Raw genomic sequence first — 20,067 nt, forward strand, 5'->3', positions numbered from 1 at the left:
ATTCCGTTGAATATGTTTGAACACACTTGTGGACGCACGGACTCCCAAGGGTGATTAGGTGATTACCACCCCCACGGTGCTTTCAGCTTATGCGGTCAGAAAGCGTTGCCCGCCGTTTAACATTGTTCTGGGGTCCCAGTGTTCGTTGCCGTTCTGAACGACGAACCGCAGCCGCATGTGGCAATCGCGTTCGGGTTATTGATCGTAAAACCGCCGCCCATTAACGACTGTTTATAGTCAATAACCGTTCCTTGTAAAATTGGCGCACTGTCTTTATCGACGAGAATTTTAATTCCATGTTGCTCAAACTCATGATCGTCTTCATGGCGTTCATGGTCAAATCCCATTCCGTACGACAAACCGCTGCAGCCGCCGCCTCTCACGCCAATGCGGAGATATGCCCCTTCCTCTTCATGTTCTTTCATCATATCTTTAATTTGAAACGCAGCAGCCTCTGTAAGTGTTACAATATCCGTCATTGCAATCCCTCCTTACTGATAGTATATCGCTTTTTATCCGTTATGCTCAAATCTTAAACATTTAATAATAATACACTCCTGTGCAAATCGTTTCCGCCGGTCCTGTCATCCGCACATTTCCTTCATCCGTCCACGTGATCGTCAAATCTCCGCCCGCTAAATGGACAATCGTTTCCTTATTTCGTGCTGTTTTTCCATTTAACACTGAAGCGACAACAGCCGCACATGCTCCTGTCCCGCATGCTTGCGTCACTCCGGAGCCGCGCTCCCAGACGCGAAAATGGAGCTCATGGTCGTTAACTACTTCGACAAATTCGACGTTAACCCCTTCAGGAAAACGTTTGTCCTTTTCGACAATTGGCCCAAGGGATGTTACCGCCGCTTGATTGATATCATCCACGTAAAAAATGACATGAGGGTTTCCCATCGAAACCGCCGTAATTTCATACAGCTGCCCATCGACTTCAAACGGTTCTGCAACCACCCGTTCCGCTTCCGGACCAACCATCGGGATCTCGCTCCGCTTTAAACGCGGCTTTCCCATATCAATGGTGACATTGGTAACCGCTCCATTTTCTACTTCCACTTCTGCCTTCACCAGCCCGGACAATGTTTCAATAAAAAACGAGCGGTCATTGACTATTCCATGCTCGTACACATATTTAGCCACACAGCGCAAGCCATTGCCGCAATTTTTTCCTTCCGAACCATCGCTATTAAAAATCCGCATTTTCACCGGGGCTACTTTTGACGGGCAAATAAGAATCATGCCATCCGCCCCGATTCCGGTATTAACGTTAGACACTTTCACGGCCAGCAGCGACAATAATGACTCCGGAATGGTTTCTTCAAACATATTGACATATATATAACTATTGCCAAGGCCATGCATTTTCGTAAATGAAAATTGATTCATATTTCCTCCTTAGAAAGAAAAAATTTTTTATATATAAGTATAAATCGGAAATAAACCGGGCACAATGAAAATATCCCCCGTTTTTTCATAATACACTTTAAAAGAGGATGTCCGTGGGACATCCTCGTTTTTTATGCCATAATAGATACACTTGGATGAAAGCCAATGGAAAACTCCCCACAAGGTTATCGTTTAAAACATCGGGTTTTCTTCTAAATAACGGTAAATATTTTCCACCAGCTGCTCAGGAGTATCACCGGTTACGATTTCCCCGTTCACTAAAGCAAAAAGGGTTTCCGCACACCGAGTGCAGTAGCTTAAACAACTATATTCTATAATATCCAAGTTCGGATCTTTTTCTAATATTTCCAACGCCTTTTGCGAGCCGTTTGCTAAATTGCTGATACAAAATTCAATAATTGGCTGGATCATTGTTTTCTCACCTTCCTACTGCTTTTCATCGTATCGGTTTTTTGGAAAAACGTCAACGAATAACGCTTCGTTTTTCACTGGACGGATTCTGGAGAATAGCGTAAAAACCAATGAAATGCGATGCCGTTTTCCATTGCTTCGTTTACTGGATGCAGGGCCATTTTTCCCATAAGCAGGGCGCCGCCTTTTCCCTGCACATGCCGGCGTTTATTTCTCCCCTTTGTCAGCGTTTACCGAAAATTGTTGTTATTTTGTCACAATTTCGTTATACTTTTTAATGGTTATAAAGATCATCATAAAAGGGGAATTTTATTATGAGACACCTTGTGTTGCTCGGCGGAGGATATGGAAATATGCGGATTTTGCTTCGCCTCCTCCCAAACCATTTACCAGAAGATGTTCATATAACGCTCGTCGACCGTGTTCCATATCATTGCTTAAAAACAGAGTATTATGCGCTCGCAGCAGGCACGATTAGCGATCACCACATCCGCGTCCCATTTCCTGAACATCCGCGTCTTACCTACCGTTTCGGTGAAGTCGTTAACATCGACCTTGATAATCAAAACGTGCAGTTGCAGGATGAAAGCAGCATCCCATATGATGATTTAGTAATCGGTTTAGGCTGTGAAGATAAATACCATGGTGTTCCAGGCGCCGAAACTTTCACGCATAGCATTCAATCCATTGAAAAGGCGCGCGCGGCATATGAAGCGTTAAACAATTTGCCTCCCGGATCTATTGTCGGCATTGTCGGCGCGGGACTAAGCGGCGTCGAATTGGCAAGTGAATTAGCGGAAAGCCGTCCTGATTTACACATAAAATTGTTTGATCGCGGAGAACGCATTTTGCCGATGTTTCCTAAACGGCTCAGCAACTATGTCGAAAGCTGGTTTCACCAACATGATATCGAAATTGTCCGCTGTTCCAACATTACGAAAGTAGAAGAACACACGCTTTACAATCACGACACCCCAGTTCATTGCGATGTCATTGTCTGGACAGCAGGCATTCAGCCGAACCGCGTCGTTCGCCAGCTGCCTGTGGAAAAAGACAAACAAGGCCGTGTCGTTTTAACGAAACGCCATCACATTCCCGGATATGAAAACGTATACGTCGTCGGCGACTGTGCAAGTTTGCCGCACTCTCCAAGCGCTCAGCTCGCAGAGGGCCAAGCGGAACAAATCGTTCAAGTATTGCAAAAACGCTGGAACGGGGAAGAACCGCCAAGCGAATTTCCTCCTATAAAATTAAAAGGGATTCTCGGATCGCTCGGCCGAAAACACGGATTCGGCCTCCTTGCTGACCGCCCAATAACCGGAAGAGTTCCGCGATTGTTAAAATCCGGGATATTGTGGATGTACAAATATCATAACGGCTACTAAACTGAAAGAAAGCAACATGTGCCACAAATACGGATTTATCAGCATTATTGAACATTTCAAGCCCCACAATACGCATGGGCGGGTTTTATGATTTTATGAGATAACTATTACTAAATCCTGCCTTTCTTTTTTATGAACAAAAAGCCTACTCCTTGAGTAGGCTGCATCGTTTTATTTTCATTCAACCGAGCTTCCATGAACGGAGTGAAGGCCTTGGAACATGGAGAAGCGTTTTCGCCAGCATCTCTTGTTCTGTTCTGTCATGTTTATGAATCACTGTATGGCCAGTCCGCGGAATTTTCTTTTTCAAAAATTTTGAAAACTTTACCACTAATAGTGGATGCCATTTATCCAGCATCATTTTAGATGTTATCCATTCTCTTTTGTGAATTGTTATCAATAATTCACCGTTCATACCGAACCGATGCTTTGTTTATTAGAAAATCATTCTATCTTCCATTATTTTCACTTTTTCGCACTCGCTTCTGAAGGGCTGATGGCTGCCCTTTCTCCATCCACACGACTGCTTTTGCCTTTACTAATGATGCATAGCAAGCCCACAAAACCTTTTTATCCCCGGTAACCGTACTTTTCCATCTCTGCATAAATCGACTTTAACCTTGGGTTTCCTTCTCCGACGATAACCCCCTCGATCACAACAACAGGGTAAAACAAATCTTCTTCCAGCACCTTTTTGGCAAACGCCTTTTTCGCTTCGTCATCTTCTGGCGGGTTGAAAATATCAATATATGTTATGGAAAACGGCTGATTCGGGTATTTCCGTTTAATCGCCGCTTCCAGCCATTCATATGTTTCTTTGGAAGAAGGCAAATGGACACAAGACGGGCAAATCATATCAGCGCCATATACGCATATTTCTACTTGCTTCAGCGTCATATATTTCCACCTTTCATATAGTAAAAACAAAAATTTATCATTAGATTTTTTTCTTTACCATGATTATAATAAAGTTAAAGAAAGGAGTCGATAAAAATGAGTGATCAAGAAATTAAAGAACAAGTGCAAGAAGTTCTTGACAAACTGCGCCCGTTTTTGCTTCGTGACGGCGGGGACTGCGAATTGATCGACGTTGAAGACGGAGTTGTCAAATTGCGTTTGCTTGGCGCATGCGGAAGCTGCCCAAGCTCGACGATCACATTAAAAGCCGGAATCGAACGCGCGCTTTTGGAAGAAGTTCCGGGCATTGTCGAAGTAGAACAAGTATTCTAACCGCGGCCGTTTGCACCAAAATAACAGCGGTTTCCATCGGGAAACCGCTGTTATTTTTCAAACGACATTTTATACACTTGACTCCCTTTTTGTTCGACCGTTAGCCATTCTACCGCGCAATCCGGAAAATATGGGGCTAATTTTTCTTTTAATTCCATCCCTTTTCCCGGTTCGGCAAAAGCGAGAATGGTCGGTCCAGCCCCGCTCAATGCCACCCCAAACGCTCCATATTGCATAGCCAGCTTTTCAACAAGCGATAATTGCGGAACAAGTTCTTTGCGATATGGCTGATGAAATAAATCGCACGACATCATTTTTCCCGCAAGTTCCCATCTTTTGGTCAACAATGCCGCGACTAACACGTTGCTGACTGCGCTGGCCTCGACGGCATCTTCTCGCGCCATCATCTGCGGTAAAACGCTGCGCGCTTTTTCTGTCTCCAGCTCATACGAAGGAATGACAGCAACTAAATCCAATTGCACATCTGGAACATGCACGACATCCGTCTCTTCCCGGCGATGGCTGCCAATGACGAGCCCTCCGTATAACGAAGCGCCAACATTATCCGGATGCCCTTCATAACAGCTGGCAAACCGCATTTTTTGCTCCAGCGAGAGCGACAGACCGGCCAGCTCATTGGCCAGTTCAATTCCCGCTACCACTGCTGCTGCGCTGCTTCCCAATCCGCGCGTAAACGGGATATTGCTATATACATCCACGAAACAGCTTGGCAACGTGCATCCATATGTTTGTGCCACTTGCGCTGCTACTTGATAAATTAAATTGTCCATCCCCGCTGGGATCGCTGCGACTTCTGAAGAACGGGGAACGAACTTCCACTCGTCTGCCAGCCTGACTTCAAGTGTCAAGTAACGGGACACGGCAAGACCAATTGAATCAAAACCTGGCCCTAAATTTGCTGTGCTTGCCGGAACGACGATTCTTAACATCCCATCTTCTTTCATTGATGGACAACTCCTTGAATGTGTTCAAACACGACGGTTTCGTCGTTTGCAAGCACGGTTGGCTCGATTTCTGCCACTTCCATCGCAATGGCCGGATCTTTCAGGCCATTTCCGGTTAATACGGCCACAACGGTGCTTCCGTTTTCAATTTCATTCCGCTTCCGCTGCTTGATCACTCCTGCAATGGATGCACAAGAAGCCGGTTCGGCAAAAATCCCTTCCTCCCGCGCAAGCAGTTTATACGCTTCTACAATTTCTGCATCAGATACTTCATCAATTTTTCCGTTCGACTCCGCCGCTGCTTGCACCGCTTTTTCCCAGCTCGCCGGATTGCCGATGCGAATCGCCGTCGCGATCGTCTCCGGATGCTCGATGACTTGATTGCGGACGATCGCAGCCGCTCCTTCCGCTTCGAATCCGCGCATTTGCGGAAGGCCCGTTTGTTTTGCCGCATGATATTCTTTAAATCCTTTCCAATAAGCGGTAATATTCCCGGCATTACCGACCGGAATCGCAAGCACGTCCGGCGCTTTGCCAAGCTGGTCGCAAATCTCAAACGCCGCTGTTTTCTGCCCCTCGATGCGGTATGGATTTACCGAATTGACAAGCGTAATTGGGGCCATATCGCTAAGGCGGCGCACCATTTTTAACGCTTCATCAAAGTTTCCCTCAATCGCAAAAATTTCCGCTCCGTACATCACCGCCTGCGCTAATTTCCCCATTGCGATTTTTCCATTCGGAATCACCACTATGCAGCGCAGCCCCGCTCTTGCCGCGTAGGCCGCCGCGGAGGCGGACGTGTTGCCTGTCGAAGCGCAAATAATCGTATGGCTTCCTGATTCTTTCGCCTTTGCGACCGCCATCACCATGCCGCGGTCTTTGAATGATCCTGTCGGGTTTGCCCCTTCGACTTTGACATATAATTCAACGCCAAGCTTTTCCGACAACCGCGGCAGCGGAATAAGCGGCGTATTTCCTTCATTCAAAGTAAGCATCGGGGTGTTTTCATTGATTGGCAAAAATTCGCGGTATGCGTGCAGCAAACCTTTCCATGTCATTCTTTTCCCTCTCCTTCAACGCGATACGAGCTCTTTACTTCATGGACAATTTCCAATTCACGCAATTGCTGCAAAATTTCTTCGTAATCTTGCTGCGAAGCGCGATGTGTGACAATAACGATTTCCGCAAGCCCATCTTCCTTCAACGGCAATTGTAAAATTTTCTCAAAGCTGACGCCGCGTTCTGAAAATAGTGTGGTAATTTTCGCAAACGCACCAACTTGGTCTTTCACACGAATGCGCAAAAAATATTTCGAAAAAATTTCTGATGGCGATTTCAGTTGCTTTTCATACTGCGGCGCGACGGCATTGCATCCGTTTACCCCGAGCCTCATATTCTTCATGACGGCTACTAAGTCAGAAACAACGGCAGTCGCGGTTGGCAAACTTCCCGCTCCCGGTCCGTAAAACATTGTTTCTCCGACCGCCTCGCCATACACATATACCGCATTGTATTCATCATTAACGGACGCAAGCGGATGCGAATCAGGAAGCAGCGTCGGTTGAACGCTAACTTCCACTTTGTTGCCATCGCGTTGTGCGATGCCGATTAATTTCATCGTATAGCCGAGGCGTTTGCTGTAGTTGAGATCTTCTTCGGTGATCGACGTTATTCCTTTTGCTTGCACATCTTCTAAATCAATGTTCATCGAAAATCCGAGCCGGGCTAAAATCGCCATTTTTCTGGCCGCATCTAATCCTTCCACATCTGAAGTCGGATCTGCCTCCGCATATCCAAGCGCTTGCGCTTCCGCTAACACTTCCTCATAAGACGCTCCGTATTTGCTCATTTTTGTTAAAATATAGTTTGTTGTTCCATTGACGATTCCCATCATTTTCGTAATCCGGTCAGATGCAAGGCCGTCAACGAGGCTGCGCAAAATTGGAATTCCCCCGGCGACGCTTGCTTCAAAAAACAAATCACAATGATTTTCTGCCGCCACTGCCAACAATTCCGACCCATGCAATGCCATCAAGTCTTTATTTGCCGTCACCACATGCTTTCCTTGCTGCAATGCGCGCAGCAAATATTCGCGCGTTTCTTCAATTCCTCCCATCACTTCGATAACGACATCGATTTCCGGATCATCAATGACGTCAGCGACATCGGTTGTCAGCAAAGACGGGTCGACGCGTACGTCCCGTTGTTTATATATATCTCTTACAAGAATTTTTTTCACTTGTACCGGGCATCCAACTTGATGCATCAGCCGTTCTTGATGATTTTCAATAATTTTGACAACACCGCTTCCAACAGTTCCTAATCCTAACAACCCGACGAAAATCGGCTTGGCCATACTCCCCATCCCTTCTGTATTTCCTGTATAAACACTTGTTTTTTTATAGTAGACATTATAAAAGATATTGCTTTTTTTTACAATAATTAATTTTATATTAAATATTGAAAACGGTTAATATCAAGCAAATTCAGATATTTTTCCGCAAAAAGCAAGCAGCCCTGCTGCGAAAGGGACTGCCTGAATTATTATCGTTCCAGCTCTTTGTTTACAAGCGTTTCCGGCCGTTTTCCTTCTAACACGGCAATAATATTCCGGCAACACAGTTCCATCATCTTCGTGCGCGTTTCTTTTGTCGCGCTTCCGATGTGCGGCAAAGCAACCACATTGGTTAATGTTAACAACGGGTGAGAAGCGCCAATTGGCTCATGTTCAAATACATCCAATCCTGCCGCGGCAATTTCCCCGTTTACAAGCGCAGCGTATAACGCTTGTTCGTCCACGACAGCTCCTCTTGATGCATTAATAAATATCGCCGACCGTTTCATTTTGCGGAACGCTTCGCTATTAAACATATGCCGCGTTTCCTTCGTCAGCGGCGTCAAGCAAACAACAAAATCGGCAGCTTCCAATAACTCATCAAACGAGCAATATGTCGCGCCAAGCCTTTGTTCTGCTTCTTTGTTGCGGGAACGATTATGGTACAAAATGTTCATATCAAAACCAGCTGCGCGTTTGGCGACAGCTTGCCCGATTTTTCCCATGCCGACAATGCCGATCGTCTTATGGTGGACATCGGCACCAGCCAATAAAAACGGACTCCAGCTTTTCCATTTTCCTTCTTTGATCCATTGCGCCGCCTCCACTACACGGCGGGCAGTCGCCAGCAGCAAGGCAAACGTTAAATCGGCAGTAGTGTCTGTCAGCACATCCGGGGTATTGCAAACAGCAATCCCGTGTTTAGTCGCAGCAGGGATATCGATATTATCAAACCCGACTCCCATATTCGCGACGACTTTTAACGATTTTCCCGCTTCTAATATTTCTTCATCGACGACATCAGACACCATCGTTAACAGCGCGTCTGCTTTTTTCGCCTCATTCATTAATACATCGCGGGGGACTTGTATGTCGTCATATGGCCACATCGCCACTTCAGCGATCTCTTTTATCGGGGCAACAATATGATCGGGAAGCTTTCGCGTTATAAACACGTACGGTCGAGTCACGCGGTCCACCTTCTTTTATGTATTTTTTCCTTATTTTATCATAATTCATCATCATAAAAAAAAGATGAAGAAGCGGTCATCACGATATGTCATCAATAAAAAAACCAGTAAATTTTAGGAATATAAAGCCGCTGGCCGGCAGGCCCCGCAATCTCGGCAAACGACGCTAAAAATTGTTCATTCTCCCGGGAACGGCCGACAATGCCACGCAACATTTGTTCATATGCTTGTTTTCTTCTTTCTCCGTCTGTCATATAATATCCTTCCACACATTCAAAATAATGAAGCGGAAAAAGAAGACGTGCGTAAATTAAGCGCCAGGCAAACGGCGATAATGGCGCAATCCGTTGATACTCGCGGAAAAAGCGCCGGATGCTTTCCACAGAAACATTGCCCTTTTTCATGTATATGTGCCGGACCCACTCTGCCAAATCTCTCGCGCAATGATCATATACCCAGTCTGTCGCCAACTTTTGTTCCTTTCCTTCCACCCATTTCGCATTTGGCAGCCGTTCATGGCAAAAGGTTGCGTAATCAACGCCGACAGGTTCCTCATCCAACTCCGCATCCGCTACATATTGAATCGCGTTTTCCGCCAAGCCGAGATAGTACGGAAACGATTCAAGAAAAAGACGGTCAAACATAGCCTTGATCCCCGTCTCCATTTTACTTCTCCAAAACTGCTCCATCTGGTCGAGCCTTGTTCCCCAAAACTCTTTCCATTGGCCGATTCGCCGACAATGGACGACCGGAATAGGACATGTGCGGCCGCGCTGGTGAAATTTCGCTAATTCTCGGCCGATAGAAATATTTCTTGCATATGGTGAAACAGGCGAGCGGACAATCACAACAGGCTGGTCGCCGTAGTAAGCAACCCACTTTCCTGATTTAGTCGGAACGAAAGCTGCGACAGTGTCATCTCCCGTTAATAATAAATAATCGCTCATCTTCTGTAATTCCTCTATTTCTGCTTCCGTGCGCCCATATACAGGAATAACAGTATAACGCTGATTTTTATGCAGAAATGTATCGTATCTTCCAGTTTTTTCAAACCGTTCTGCCGGGATTTCATATTCATTGTTAATAAACTCCTTCATCGCTTCTCCCCCCTTATAAAAGTAATATATGAGGGGAGTTACCAAAAAATCTGCGCTTTCCAAATATTCTTTTGCTGAGGTACATTCATTTCTTCATTACTCACCTAAACAATTATGGTAGGAATTTCCCTTTTTTCTAAGCAGCAATGTTTACAGGAACGGCACATTTATGACATGATAAACATATATAATAAAAATAACTTCTTAAAGAAACAGGTGAAGTAAATGAAAGGACCAATCATGAACAATCTGGAGCAAATCGCTCGTCAATGGCTCGAAGAACGTGGCGTTACCATTAAAGACATCGCTGAACTCGTATATTATTTGCAATCAAAGTACCATCCAAATCTGCAACTAGAAGAATGCATTGAAAATGTCAATCGCGTGATTTCCAAACGGGAAGTGCAAAACGCGATCCTCACCGGCATTCAGCTTGACAAATTGGCAGAAGAAGGCAAGTTAGATGAACCACTGCAGTCGATTATTCAACGCGACGAAGGCTTATATGGAGTCGACGAGATTTTGGCGCTTTCCATCGTAAACGTATACGGCTCCATCGGCTTCACTAATTACGGATATGTCGATAAACAAAAGCCTGGCATTTTAAAAAAATTGAACGATAAATCCACGGGAAAATGCAATACGTTTTTGGACGACATTGTTGGCGCTATTGCGGCCGCTGCCTCAAGCCGCTTAGCACATCGGGCGGCCAATGTGGAGTAAGCGGCTCTTAAGCCAAAAAAGATGGGGCCAAAATTCGGTAGCTGTTCGCTTTTTGGCCCCTCCTTTTTCGCAAAAAATACGGGAAACTGTTTCTTTTTTGGGATCGTAAAATCACTGCCACTCACGACATTAAAGCCATGAAACATACACTGTTTACTATTGGCACAACGTGCAGGATGTTTCACTTCCCATCTGCAGCTATGAAAAGAAAAAAACTGGCGCAAAAGGTCATTCGCCGACCTTTTGCGCCAGCCTCTTTATTAAATGCGGTCGATCCACTCTTTGAGCGAATCCGCCGTATATGTCGGCTGCTTTTCATATCGTTGCAGCAGTTCTTTCGTCGTTACCCCTGTATGGACAAGAAGCGTGTCCACTCCCGCATTCATTCCTGCCATAATATCGGTATCGTAGTAATCACCGATCATTAATGTTTCTTCTCTTGGCACTCCCAGCACTTTTAGCGCTTGTTCCATAATGATTTTTTCCGGTTTTCCAATAAAAATAGGCTGCACTTGCGTCGATACGGCGACAACTGCCGTCAGTGAACCGTTCCCCGGCAGCAATCCCCGTTCTGTCGGAAGCGCAATATCAGCATTCGTCGAAATAAATGTCGCACCGTTGCGCACAGCCAAACAAGCGATGGCAAGCTTTTCATATGTAATATTTCTGTCAATCCCCATTACAACAAATTCCGCATCTTCTTTTGCAAAGGCAAACCCTTTTTCTTCCAGAGCGGTGCGGAGTCCTTCTTCCCCGATTACATAAATAGAAGCATCCGGTTTTTTTTCAAAAATATAATTTGCCGTCGCTTGGCTTGTCGTAAACACATGCTCTTCTGTCGCCGGGACGCCGAATGACTGCAGCTTCTCCGCCACTTGCGCCGGCGTGCGCGAAGAGTTGTTCGTGACAAATAAATACGGAATGCCTTTTTGATACAACGCTTTGACAAAATCGCGAGCCTCCGCGATGCATTCCGTTCCACGATACATCGTGCCGTCTAAATCGATTAAATATCCTTTGTACTTCTTCAACATCTGTCACCTCTTTTTTAGAATGCACGTAACCACCTTATACAAAGAAACGAAAAATGTCAAAAAGCAAACACGCTCCAATGCCCTGTGATTCTTCCGCCAAGAAGCCTTCTTCGTCATAATGCATGAAGCGGAAGGCTCTTGGGAAAATGAACATTGGAGACGCGTTTGTCAACAATAAATGAAATGTCTTTAATTGCGGAACGCCGACACGGGACCGAGCTCGTTTTCCAAATATGTGCGAATAGCATTCGGATATGCTTGCAGCGCCGGAAAATGTTTTTGCATTTCCTCCAATAATTTTGCGTGGTCGACATTCGTATAATGATGAACAAGCATTTTTCGATAGCCAATGATCGCTTTCAATCCTTTTGCGTCATCCGCCGTGACAACCCGTTCATCTGTCAAAATGTCGATAATATCCTCATAGCTGCCCGGGTCTCTCATAATAAAGCCGTCGATCATCGCGTTTCCGACATCTAAAACCGCCTCAATCACTAAATGAACAAGGCGCTCAAGAGCGAGCTGGGATAATTCATCGTCCCACGACGGGTTTTGTTTGTAAATATGTAACAGTTTTTCCATATAGCGCAGCGTTTCTTCGATTTTATTGCGGTCAACAAAGTACATCGTTACTTCCTCCTATATTTGTCTTTTTTTATTGTATCATAATTATGCGAATATTGTTATGATGGAAGTACCATTTCTTACTGGAGGTTGGCGTTTATGAGCGAACGTTTTTACTTATATGACGATACGGTGGATACGAAAACGCGTTTTGTCAGCTTTCTTGGAGAACGGCAACGGTTTGATTTGGCAATTATCGAAACGGACCGCTTTTATGGGAAATATTTAGTTCTCGACTTGCAAAGCAACCGTTTTGCGATTATTGGGCAGGACGATTTAGAAGAGCCGGGATATTTAGAGGAAGCTTACCGCCTGAGTGAAGAGGATGCCAATGATTTACGGTCATTTTTATACGAATGCATTTCATAGCCTTTTTCTCATTAGGGAACATTATAAATGACCTTTTCAACGAGGAAGGTGAAACCGTGCAGAGCGACTTTTCCACCGTAGAAAAACAGAAAAATTTTTTAACAGCCGAAGAATTCCCGGAAGGGCCGTACGGTTCTCCGCGGCGCGCAGATGATCCGGTACAAAATAAAAGCACTTCGTGGAAAAAAGGACAGCGTTACTATAGCGCCTTTAACTACGAAGACAAATCGTTCCATCAAAACATCCCGCGGCGCGATCCCGGAGCGCATCCGCCGCACGATGACCCGCGGGAAAACGAACAATATGGCGAAACATAATGACGAGGGTGTCCCAAAAGTGATGGGACACCCTTCTCTGCTTGTGCATCGAACCATATGCGGAAGCCTTTTGTGCCAGTTTCGCTTGTTTTACCGTTTCACTTTGCGGAGCACAAAATACGCGCAGCCAAAATTGCAATATTCATACAAATATTCTGATAATGTGCTGATTTTCGTATCATATGTCGCCCGTTGGTTATGATCATCAAAAAAACCGCGCAAGCGAAGCTGGTTATAGCCCCAGTCCCCGACGATATAGTCATACTTGCTTAAAATATCGGCATATCGCGCGCGAAATGCTTCTTCATTAAACGCGTTTTTCACGTTTTCCACTAATTCATAACATATATTATTAATGCATATCATCCTTTTCACCTTGCCTTTCCACTTTCATCATAAACGATGAAACGCTCCCAATCAATTACTGTTATCAAAGTGAAGAAAGAGGAACATCCTGAAAGTGAAGGGGGTGTTTGCAATGAGAAAAGCATTGCTTGCCGTCACGTTAAGTGCCGCCACATTAGCAGGCTGTGCGCAAACGGCGCAAGATAACAATACAGACGTATACAAACGAAGCGGCAACACGATAAACGTTACCGATCGCAATGATTTATATAACGAAAACGGGGTGCCGAACGGCGACGACACACGAATGGACAATTTTGGCTATGTCCGCCATCAAAAAAGCCCTGTTCCCAGTGATGCAAACTTGTACAACAACATGCCAACATTCAACCGCGAGCGCGCGGCTGATTTAATTAGCAAGCTTTGCACACAGCTGCCAAACGTTAACGACGCCGCCACATTGGTAACCGATGAAGAAGTATTAATCGTTTATGACACAGATACAAAAAACCGCCACCAAACAGCGGATCAAGTGAAAAAAACCGCCCTTTCTGTCGTTCCGCGCTATTATCATGTTTACGTTGCCGACGATCCGCGCCTCATGAAAGACATCGAGCGCTTCGGACGTTTAGATTCCAACAGCCGGAATATTGATCAAATCATCGATACAACGATTCAAAGAATGTTAAAATATCCGCAGGGCCGGAAACTAAGCGATGGGGAAAACGAAAATGGCGAAATGATCCATGAAACGAATGACCGGCTCGACCGTGATTTCCATGATGAAAGACCAGCTCCCGCAAAAACAAGCCGATAGCACGGCAATAGAAAAACGGTCTGTCTTCACTGGAAGGCAAGACCGTTTTTCGTGCGTTTATGCTTTTGCTTGCCGCGCTGCCGAAGCCGCATTGACTTGTTCATCCGCATGATAGGAAGAGCGGACGAGCGGCCCGGCTTCGCAATGGGTGAATCCTTTGCTTAAGGCGATTTCTTTTAATTCCTTAAATTCGTCTGGGTGATAATATTTCACTACTTTTAAATGCTTTTTCGTTGGCTGCAAATATTGGCCGATCGTTAAAATATCGACGTGATTGGCGCGCAAATCATCCATCGCTTCAATAATTTCTTCTTTTGTTTCGCCAAGGCCGACCATAATGCTCGATTTCGTCGGAATGTCCGGCTGCAATTCTTTCGCGCGGCGCAAAAATTCAAGCGAGCGTTCATATGTCGCGCGTGCACGCACTCTCGGCGTCAAGCGGCGCACCGTTTCAATGTTATGGTTTAAAATATCCGGACGAGCGTCCATCAATGTTTTTAAGTTCTCGTATACTCCCCCCATATCGGAAGGAAGCACTTCAATTGTCGTAAACGGATTTTTGCGGCGGATGGCACGAATCGTTTCCGCGAACACCGCTGCTCCGCCATCTTTTAAATCATCGCGGGCGACAGCGGTAACGACGACATGTTTTAAATTCATCAGACGGACAGATTCGGCGACACGTTCCGGTTCTTGCCAGTCAAGCTCCGTCGGCAATCCCGTTTTTACCGCGCAAAAACGGCACGCACGCGTACATACGTTCCCTAAAATCATAAACGTTGCCGTTCTCCGCGCTGCCCAGCATTCATGAATGTTTGGGCATTTTGCTTCTTCACATACGGTATGTAACCGGTTTTCCCGCATCAATTTCTTTAAGCCTGTATAATTTTCATTGGTATTCAGCTTTATTTTTAACCAATCCGGTTTGCGAAGATGTTCTTCTTTTGTCGCCATTGTTCTCACTCCAATAAATTTTATTTACACTTTTCATTATAAAAAAAACGGCAAACAAACACAAAAAATTAGCCACCGCCTATCCCTTACCATTTTTTAATATTTATGAAACAAGCCAATCTCTCCAAACTAAATATAGGAGATGTACGGAAAGGGGGTAAAAACGCGTGCATCCATTTATCATTGCCATCGTGACAACCGCTGTTATATTTTTGTCGCCCAAACCGATATTTGCTCAAGAAAAGTCCGATGAAGCCATTTATCAAAAACGGATGGAATTGTACAAAAAAGCAGAGGCAGTCTCATTGATCCCTTGGTATTACTTTGCGGCAATCGACCAATATGAACGGAACGTCCGGCAAGTGCGCCGCGATTTGCCAAAACCCACCGGCGCGCTTGGCATTTATATAAAACCGGAAATTTGGGCGGGACCGTTAAATAAAAACCCTTATGACACGAATCCGTTTTCGATTTCGCAATTCGGCGGCTTCGGTATGGACGGAAACGGAGACGGCGTTGCCGATCCGAAAAACGATGAAGATGTTATTTTTGCCATGGCGCGGTTTCTGCAATCGTATGGCATCGACCATAAACGCATCAAAATGGCACTTTGGGATTATTATCAACGCAGCAAAACCGTTGATTTGATTTTAGGGAAAGTTAAAATTTATAAAAAATACCATACATTAAAGCTAGACGGCCATGTTTTCCCGCTCCCGCTTCACACGGATTATAGCTACCGGGATACATGGGGAGATGCGAGAGGCTGGGGCGGGCGCCGCATTCATGAAGGAACCGATATTTTCGCAAACTATGGTGTGCCGGTGCGGTCGACTTGCTACGGAATTGTCGAATTAAAAGGCTGGAATAAATATGGGGGATGGCGCATCGGCATCCGGGACATCAACAACAATTATCACTATTTTGCTCATTTAAACGGATTTCCCCCGCATTTGCGCGAAGGACAAATCGTCGAGCCGGGAACCATTATTGGCTATGTCGGCAGCTCCGGGTATGGCCCACCGGGAACAGCGGGAAAATTTCCGCCACACCTTCATTACGGAATGTACAAAGATAATGGATATACGGAATGGGCTTTTGACCCATATCCCCACCTTAAAGCATGGGAACAGGCACAGAAGCGGAATAAAAAGCAAGGAGATTCGCACTTGAAGTAACCACTGTCAAGCAGACAGGAATAAAAAAGCACATTCAAACAGCCTGAGTCCTATATTCATAAGGGCTCAGGCTGTTTCATTTTTTTGCAGGAAAATGAATATATTGTTCGGCTGGACAGCTTGAAATTGCATCAGGCTCTTTCGGCCGTTTCTTCCGAATTCCCCTCTCTCGTCTTAAAACGGTGCATCATCATGTTTTTTGCATTTTCCCATAGAAAAATCCTTTCCACAGCAGGCAGATTCATTCGCTTGCTTTCTGCCTGCTATAAGGGGAGCCGAGCAAACTTGGCGGCTTCCTGTTGCCATCTCTTTTTGCCGGGCCGAAGTAACTTTAATGTCCCCCCAAGTACGCTTTCTTCACTTGTTCGCTGTCATTCAGCTCTTCCGCTAAACCTGACAAGACAACGCGGCCGGATTCAATGACATATGCCCGATCAGCCACCGAAAGCGCCATATTTGCGTTTTGCTCTACTAACAAAATGGTCGTTCCAAACGAATTAATTTCTTCAATAATGCGGAAAATGGTTTTGACTAATAACGGGGCTAACCCCATGGATGGTTCGTCAAGCAGGAGAAGGCGCGGACGCGCCATCAACGCCCTGCCGATCGCCAGCATTTGCTGTTCCCCTCCCGATAAAGTTCCGGCAAGCTGCTTTCTTCGTTCATAAAGGCGGGGGAACAGGTGGTATACTTTTTCGAAATCTTGCTGAATTTCCTGTTTATTTTTCCGTAAAAAAGCACCTAATTCTAAGTTTTCTTCCACAGTCATATTGGCAAAAACACGCCGTCCTTCCGGAACATGGGAAATTCCCCGTTTAACAATCGTTTGCGCCGCCTTTCCCGCGATCGATTGCCCTTCGTATAAAATATCTCCCTGCTTCGGTTTTATCAATCCGGAAATCGTCTTTAACAGCGTGCTTTTTCCGGCACCGTTTGCCCCGATTAATGTGACGATTTCCCCTTCTTTGACTTCCAATGAAACTCCTTTAAGCGCTTGAATATTGCCGTAAAATACATTGACATTTTCGACTTTCAGCATTTCAGGACACCTCCTCGCCAAGGTATGCTTCAATCACTTTCGGATTATTCCTAATCTCTTCCGGTGTCCCGTGCGCAATCAGCTGCCCATGGTCAAGCACGTAAATTCGCTCACATATTCCCATGACAAGGGACATGTCATGCTCAATAAGCAAAATCGTCAAATGAAACTTTTCCCTTATAAAAGCAATCAAGTTCATTAGTTCTTGGGTTTCCTGAGGATTCATGCCCGCCGCAGGCTCATCCAGCAGCAACAGCTTTGGATGTGCCGCAAGCGCTCTGGCGATTTCTAAACGGCGCTGCTGTCCGTATGGCAAATTTTTCGCTTTTTCATGCATGACGTGCTCCAGCTTGAAAATTTTTAAAAACTCTATGGCCTTTTCCTCTATTTCTTTCTCGCCGGAAAAATGCGAAGGCAGGCGAAATATCGAGCTCAAAATAGAATGACGGGCGAGAGAATGGTACGCAACCTTAACATTATCAAGCACGGACAGCTCCCCGAACAAACGGATATTTTGAAACGTACGGCTGATTCCTTTTCTTGTGATTTTGTAGGGCGGCAGGCCGTTTAATTTTTCATTCTCAAGCATGATCGTTCCTTCCGTCGGCTCGTAGACACCGGTCAACAAGTTAAAAAAAGTTGTTTTTCCTGCCCCATTCGGCCCAATGAGACCGACCAATTCTCCCATGTTCAATTCGATATTGATGCCGGATAATGCTTTCAAACCGCCAAACTCAATGCCAACGCCATCCGTTTTAAGCAACGGTGTGCTTGTTGCCATCTTCGATTCCCCCTTCAGCCGTTCTGCGCTGCTTAAAGAACGAAGCCAGTTCCCGCGTGCCAAGCAATCCTTTCGGGCGGTACAGCATCACTAATATCAGCACAAGGCTATAGATAATCATCCGCGTTTCTGGATATTCTTGCAAAAATGTTGAAACGATCGTCAGCAAGATTGCAGCGATGACCGCTCCGGACATGCTCCCTAATCCGCCAAGCACAACAAAAATCAAAATATCAAATGATTTCAAAAAACCAAAGTTTGTCGGCTGAATAATATAAAAGTGATGAGCATAAAGACCGCCGGCAATGCCAGCAAAAAAAGCACCGATAACAAAGGCGACTACTTTATAATACGTTGTGTTAATTCCCATGGAATCGGCTGCGATTTCATCTTCACGAATCGAAATGCAGGCGCGTCCATGAGTGGAATTAGTAAAGTTTGCAATCACAATGATGGTAATGAGCAAGCAGGCAAATACCCACGGCCAAGTTGTAAGATGGGTCACCGTCATGCCGCTGGCGCCGCCAACATAATCAACATTCAGCAAAATAATTCGCACGATTTCGCCAAACCCAAGCGTAGCGATTGCCAAATAATCCCCTTTTAAACGAAGGGTCGGAATGCCAATGAGAAGACCTGCTACCGCGGCAGCCATCCCGCCGGCAAGCAATGCGAGGGAAAACGGCATTTGCAGTTTCATTGTCATGATCGCCGACGCATAAGCCCCGACTGCAAGAAATCCGGCATGTCCGATGGAAAATTGCCCTGTAATCCCGATAATTAAATGAAGGCTGACCGCTAGCATAATATTGATAGCGATAAAAAATAATGTATTAATATAAAAGGAATTAAGCATTTCTCCTGATATTAGCAGCTGAACTACTACGAAAAATACAAGCGCTAGCGCAATAGAGATCCAAAATCCGCTTATCCGCTTTCGAATCGCCATTACTCTCTCCCCACCTTTTATACTTTTTCTCTTACGTTTTTACCAAATAACCCGGACGGCCGGAAAATGAGAATAAGGATAAGGACGATAAAAGCCACTCCGTCACGCCAGAGAGAGTAACCAAGACCGCTAACGAGCGATTCAATCACACCAAGCACAAGGCCGCCGACCATCGCGCCTGGAATAATGCCGATCCCCCCTAAAACAGCGGCTACGAACGCTTTTAAACCTGGAATAATTCCCATCAGCGGTTCAATTTTCACGTAGTAAATGCCAAAAATGACGCCAGCCGCTCCCGCCAGGGCAGATCCTATCGCAAAAGTTGCCGATATGGTATTGTCTACATTAATTCCCATTAAGCGGGCGGCTTCTGCGTCGTAAGAAACGGCGCGCATTGCTTTTCCTATTTTCGTTTTATGAACGATAAGCTGAAGAAGAATCATTAATACAATCGAAGTAGCCAAAATCCATAATGACTGGCTGCTGATCATGACACCAAATACCTCTATTTTTTTATCCGGAAGCAATGTGCTAGGATATGCTTCCGGCTGGGCGCCACGTATATAGATGGTTCCATATTCAATAAACAGCGACACCCCGATCGCCGTGATAAGCGCGGCGATTCTCGTCGCATTTCGCAAAGGCTTATAAGCAATTCTCTCAATGCACACACCTAAGACCGCACACACAGCCATCGCCATCAGAAGCGCTGGAAAAAATCCTACATGCAAGCCTGTTATAGCGTAAAATCCAACAAAAGCACCGACCATAAACACATCGCCATGAGCAAAATTGATGAGCCGCACAATTCCATATACCATCGTATACCCGAGAGCGATTAGTGCATATATGCTGCCAAGGGATATCCCGTTTACTAGCTGCTGAATCAGCTCCATCTTTGCACTCTC

General features: G+C 45.4%; 24 protein-coding genes. 7 read left to right on the plus strand and 17 right to left on the minus strand.

Translation table 11 applies throughout. The annotated features are described in order from the left end of the window. Positions 1 to 116 precede the first annotated feature (116 nt). The 3 genes from AOT13_RS00170 to AOT13_RS00180 form a co-directional block, all read right to left on the minus strand. Positions 117 to 479 (minus strand): HesB/IscA family protein, encoded by a 363-nt coding sequence (locus tag AOT13_RS00170; RefSeq protein ID WP_003248319.1) that lies wholly within the window; start codon positions 477 to 479, stop codon positions 117 to 119. 61 nt (positions 480 to 540) lie between these two features. After that, positions 541 to 1,395, minus strand: coding sequence for a diaminopimelate epimerase (gene dapF, locus AOT13_RS00175; RefSeq protein ID WP_003248317.1), 855 nt, complete (start codon positions 1,393 to 1,395; stop codon positions 541 to 543). Between the two features lie 192 nt (positions 1,396 to 1,587). Next, entirely contained in the window at positions 1,588 to 1,827 is a 240-nt protein-coding gene (locus AOT13_RS00180; RefSeq protein WP_003248316.1) for a YuzB family protein, read from the minus strand. Between the two features lie 314 nt (positions 1,828 to 2,141). Between AOT13_RS00180 and AOT13_RS00185 the strand changes: the two genes are divergently transcribed. Next, the gene (locus AOT13_RS00185; protein WP_013876310.1) at positions 2,142 to 3,212 is read left to right on the plus strand and encodes an NAD(P)/FAD-dependent oxidoreductase; all 1,071 of its coding nucleotides are present in this window, start codon (positions 2,142 to 2,144) and stop codon (positions 3,210 to 3,212) included. Between the two features lie 570 nt (positions 3,213 to 3,782). Here AOT13_RS00185 and AOT13_RS00195 read toward each other — a convergent pair. Continuing rightward, positions 3,783 to 4,109, minus strand: coding sequence for a YuzD family protein (locus tag AOT13_RS00195; RefSeq protein WP_003248313.1), 327 nt, complete (start codon positions 4,107 to 4,109; stop codon positions 3,783 to 3,785). Between the two features lie 96 nt (positions 4,110 to 4,205). Here AOT13_RS00195 and AOT13_RS00200 point away from each other — a divergent pair, with 96 nt between their 5' ends. Next, a complete protein-coding gene (locus AOT13_RS00200; RefSeq protein WP_003248312.1) occupies positions 4,206 to 4,442 on the plus strand; it encodes a NifU family protein in 237 nt (78 codons plus the stop codon). A gap of 50 nt (positions 4,443 to 4,492) precedes the next feature. On the opposite strand, the gene thrB is transcribed toward AOT13_RS00200, so the two are convergent. The 5 genes from thrB to yutH form a co-directional block, all read right to left on the minus strand. Then, positions 4,493 to 5,407, minus strand: a complete 915-nt coding sequence (thrB, locus tag AOT13_RS00205; RefSeq protein WP_013400076.1) for a homoserine kinase — start codon at positions 5,405 to 5,407, stop codon at positions 4,493 to 4,495. Beyond that, on the minus strand, positions 5,404 to 6,465 hold the full coding sequence (gene thrC, locus AOT13_RS00210) for a threonine synthase (protein ID WP_042385175.1): 1,062 nt from the start codon (positions 6,463 to 6,465) through the stop codon (positions 5,404 to 5,406). The genes thrB and thrC overlap by 4 nt, the downstream gene beginning before the upstream one ends. Continuing rightward, complete coding sequence (locus AOT13_RS00215) at positions 6,462 to 7,763, minus strand: homoserine dehydrogenase (RefSeq protein WP_003248309.1); 1,302 nt, start codon at positions 7,761 to 7,763, stop codon at positions 6,462 to 6,464. The genes thrC and AOT13_RS00215 overlap by 4 nt, the downstream gene beginning before the upstream one ends. A 188-nt stretch (positions 7,764 to 7,951) precedes the next feature. Beyond that, positions 7,952 to 8,932 carry a 2-hydroxyacid dehydrogenase gene (locus AOT13_RS00220; RefSeq protein WP_003248307.1) on the minus strand — a complete coding sequence of 327 codons (981 nt, stop codon included), beginning with the start codon at positions 8,930 to 8,932 and terminating at the stop codon, positions 7,952 to 7,954. 92 nt (positions 8,933 to 9,024) lie between these two features. Beyond that, the gene (gene yutH / locus AOT13_RS00225) at positions 9,025 to 10,029 is read right to left on the minus strand and encodes a spore coat putative kinase YutH (protein ID WP_003248305.1); all 1,005 of its coding nucleotides are present in this window, start codon (positions 10,027 to 10,029) and stop codon (positions 9,025 to 9,027) included. Between the two features lie 225 nt (positions 10,030 to 10,254). Here yutH and AOT13_RS00230 point away from each other — a divergent pair, with 225 nt between their 5' ends. After that, a complete protein-coding gene (locus AOT13_RS00230; protein WP_035501773.1) occupies positions 10,255 to 10,752 on the plus strand; it encodes a phosphatidylglycerophosphatase A family protein in 498 nt (165 codons plus the stop codon). 260 nt (positions 10,753 to 11,012) lie between these two features. Here the strand turns inward: AOT13_RS00230 and AOT13_RS00235 are convergent, their stop codons facing one another. Both AOT13_RS00235 and hepT read right to left on the minus strand, forming a co-directional pair. Continuing rightward, positions 11,013 to 11,783, minus strand: a complete 771-nt coding sequence (locus tag AOT13_RS00235) for a TIGR01457 family HAD-type hydrolase (protein WP_003248301.1) — start codon at positions 11,781 to 11,783, stop codon at positions 11,013 to 11,015. A gap of 192 nt (positions 11,784 to 11,975) precedes the next feature. Next, entirely contained in the window at positions 11,976 to 12,413 is a 438-nt protein-coding gene (gene hepT, locus AOT13_RS00240; protein WP_013876307.1) for a type VII toxin-antitoxin system HepT family RNase toxin, read from the minus strand. 96 nt (positions 12,414 to 12,509) lie between these two features. Here hepT and AOT13_RS00245 point away from each other — a divergent pair, with 96 nt between their 5' ends. Then, positions 12,510 to 12,779, plus strand: a complete 270-nt coding sequence (locus AOT13_RS00245; protein WP_003248297.1) for a DUF3055 domain-containing protein — start codon at positions 12,510 to 12,512, stop codon at positions 12,777 to 12,779. 56 nt (positions 12,780 to 12,835) lie between these two features. Next, positions 12,836 to 13,096 (plus strand): hypothetical protein, encoded by a 261-nt coding sequence (locus AOT13_RS00250; RefSeq protein ID WP_013876306.1) that lies wholly within the window; start codon positions 12,836 to 12,838, stop codon positions 13,094 to 13,096. Between the two features lie 90 nt (positions 13,097 to 13,186). Here the strand turns inward: AOT13_RS00250 and AOT13_RS00255 are convergent, their stop codons facing one another. Continuing rightward, positions 13,187 to 13,462, minus strand: coding sequence for a YutD family protein (locus tag AOT13_RS00255; RefSeq protein WP_003248293.1), 276 nt, complete (start codon positions 13,460 to 13,462; stop codon positions 13,187 to 13,189). Positions 13,463 to 13,574: 112 nt separating this feature from the next. Here AOT13_RS00255 and AOT13_RS00260 point away from each other — a divergent pair, with 112 nt between their 5' ends. Next, positions 13,575 to 14,258: a YhcN/YlaJ family sporulation lipoprotein gene (locus AOT13_RS00260; protein ID WP_013400074.1), complete on the plus strand. Its 684-nt coding sequence runs from the start codon at positions 13,575 to 13,577 to the stop codon at positions 14,256 to 14,258. Between the two features lie 57 nt (positions 14,259 to 14,315). On the opposite strand, the gene lipA is transcribed toward AOT13_RS00260, so the two are convergent. Beyond that, the gene (gene lipA, locus AOT13_RS00265; RefSeq protein WP_003248290.1) at positions 14,316 to 15,212 is read right to left on the minus strand and encodes a lipoyl synthase; all 897 of its coding nucleotides are present in this window, start codon (positions 15,210 to 15,212) and stop codon (positions 14,316 to 14,318) included. A 206-nt stretch (positions 15,213 to 15,418) separates the two neighbouring features. Between lipA and AOT13_RS00270 the strand changes: the two genes are divergently transcribed. Next, positions 15,419 to 16,390, plus strand: coding sequence for a M23 family metallopeptidase (locus tag AOT13_RS00270; RefSeq protein ID WP_376699819.1), 972 nt, complete (start codon positions 15,419 to 15,421; stop codon positions 16,388 to 16,390). 331 nt (positions 16,391 to 16,721) lie between these two features. Here the strand turns inward: AOT13_RS00270 and AOT13_RS00275 are convergent, their stop codons facing one another. The 4 genes from AOT13_RS00275 to AOT13_RS00290 are packed head-to-tail and all read right to left on the minus strand — an operon-like array spanning position 16,722 to position 20,055. Beyond that, complete coding sequence (locus tag AOT13_RS00275) at positions 16,722 to 17,429, minus strand: ABC transporter ATP-binding protein (RefSeq protein ID WP_003248285.1); 708 nt, start codon at positions 17,427 to 17,429, stop codon at positions 16,722 to 16,724. A 1-nt stretch (position 17,430) separates the two neighbouring features. Further along, a complete protein-coding gene (locus AOT13_RS00280; RefSeq protein ID WP_013876304.1) occupies positions 17,431 to 18,210 on the minus strand; it encodes an ABC transporter ATP-binding protein in 780 nt (259 codons plus the stop codon). Beyond that, positions 18,185 to 19,159, minus strand: a complete 975-nt coding sequence (locus AOT13_RS00285; protein ID WP_003248280.1) for a branched-chain amino acid ABC transporter permease — start codon at positions 19,157 to 19,159, stop codon at positions 18,185 to 18,187. The genes AOT13_RS00280 and AOT13_RS00285 overlap by 26 nt, the downstream gene beginning before the upstream one ends. Before the next feature lie 17 nt (positions 19,160 to 19,176). Then, positions 19,177 to 20,055 carry a branched-chain amino acid ABC transporter permease gene (locus AOT13_RS00290; protein ID WP_003248279.1) on the minus strand — a complete coding sequence of 293 codons (879 nt, stop codon included), beginning with the start codon at positions 20,053 to 20,055 and terminating at the stop codon, positions 19,177 to 19,179. Between the last annotated feature and the right edge of the window lie 12 nt (positions 20,056 to 20,067).

It is taken from the genome of Parageobacillus thermoglucosidasius (assembly GCF_001295365.1).
Classification (GTDB): Bacteria; Bacillota; Bacilli; order Bacillales; family Anoxybacillaceae; genus Parageobacillus; species Parageobacillus thermoglucosidasius.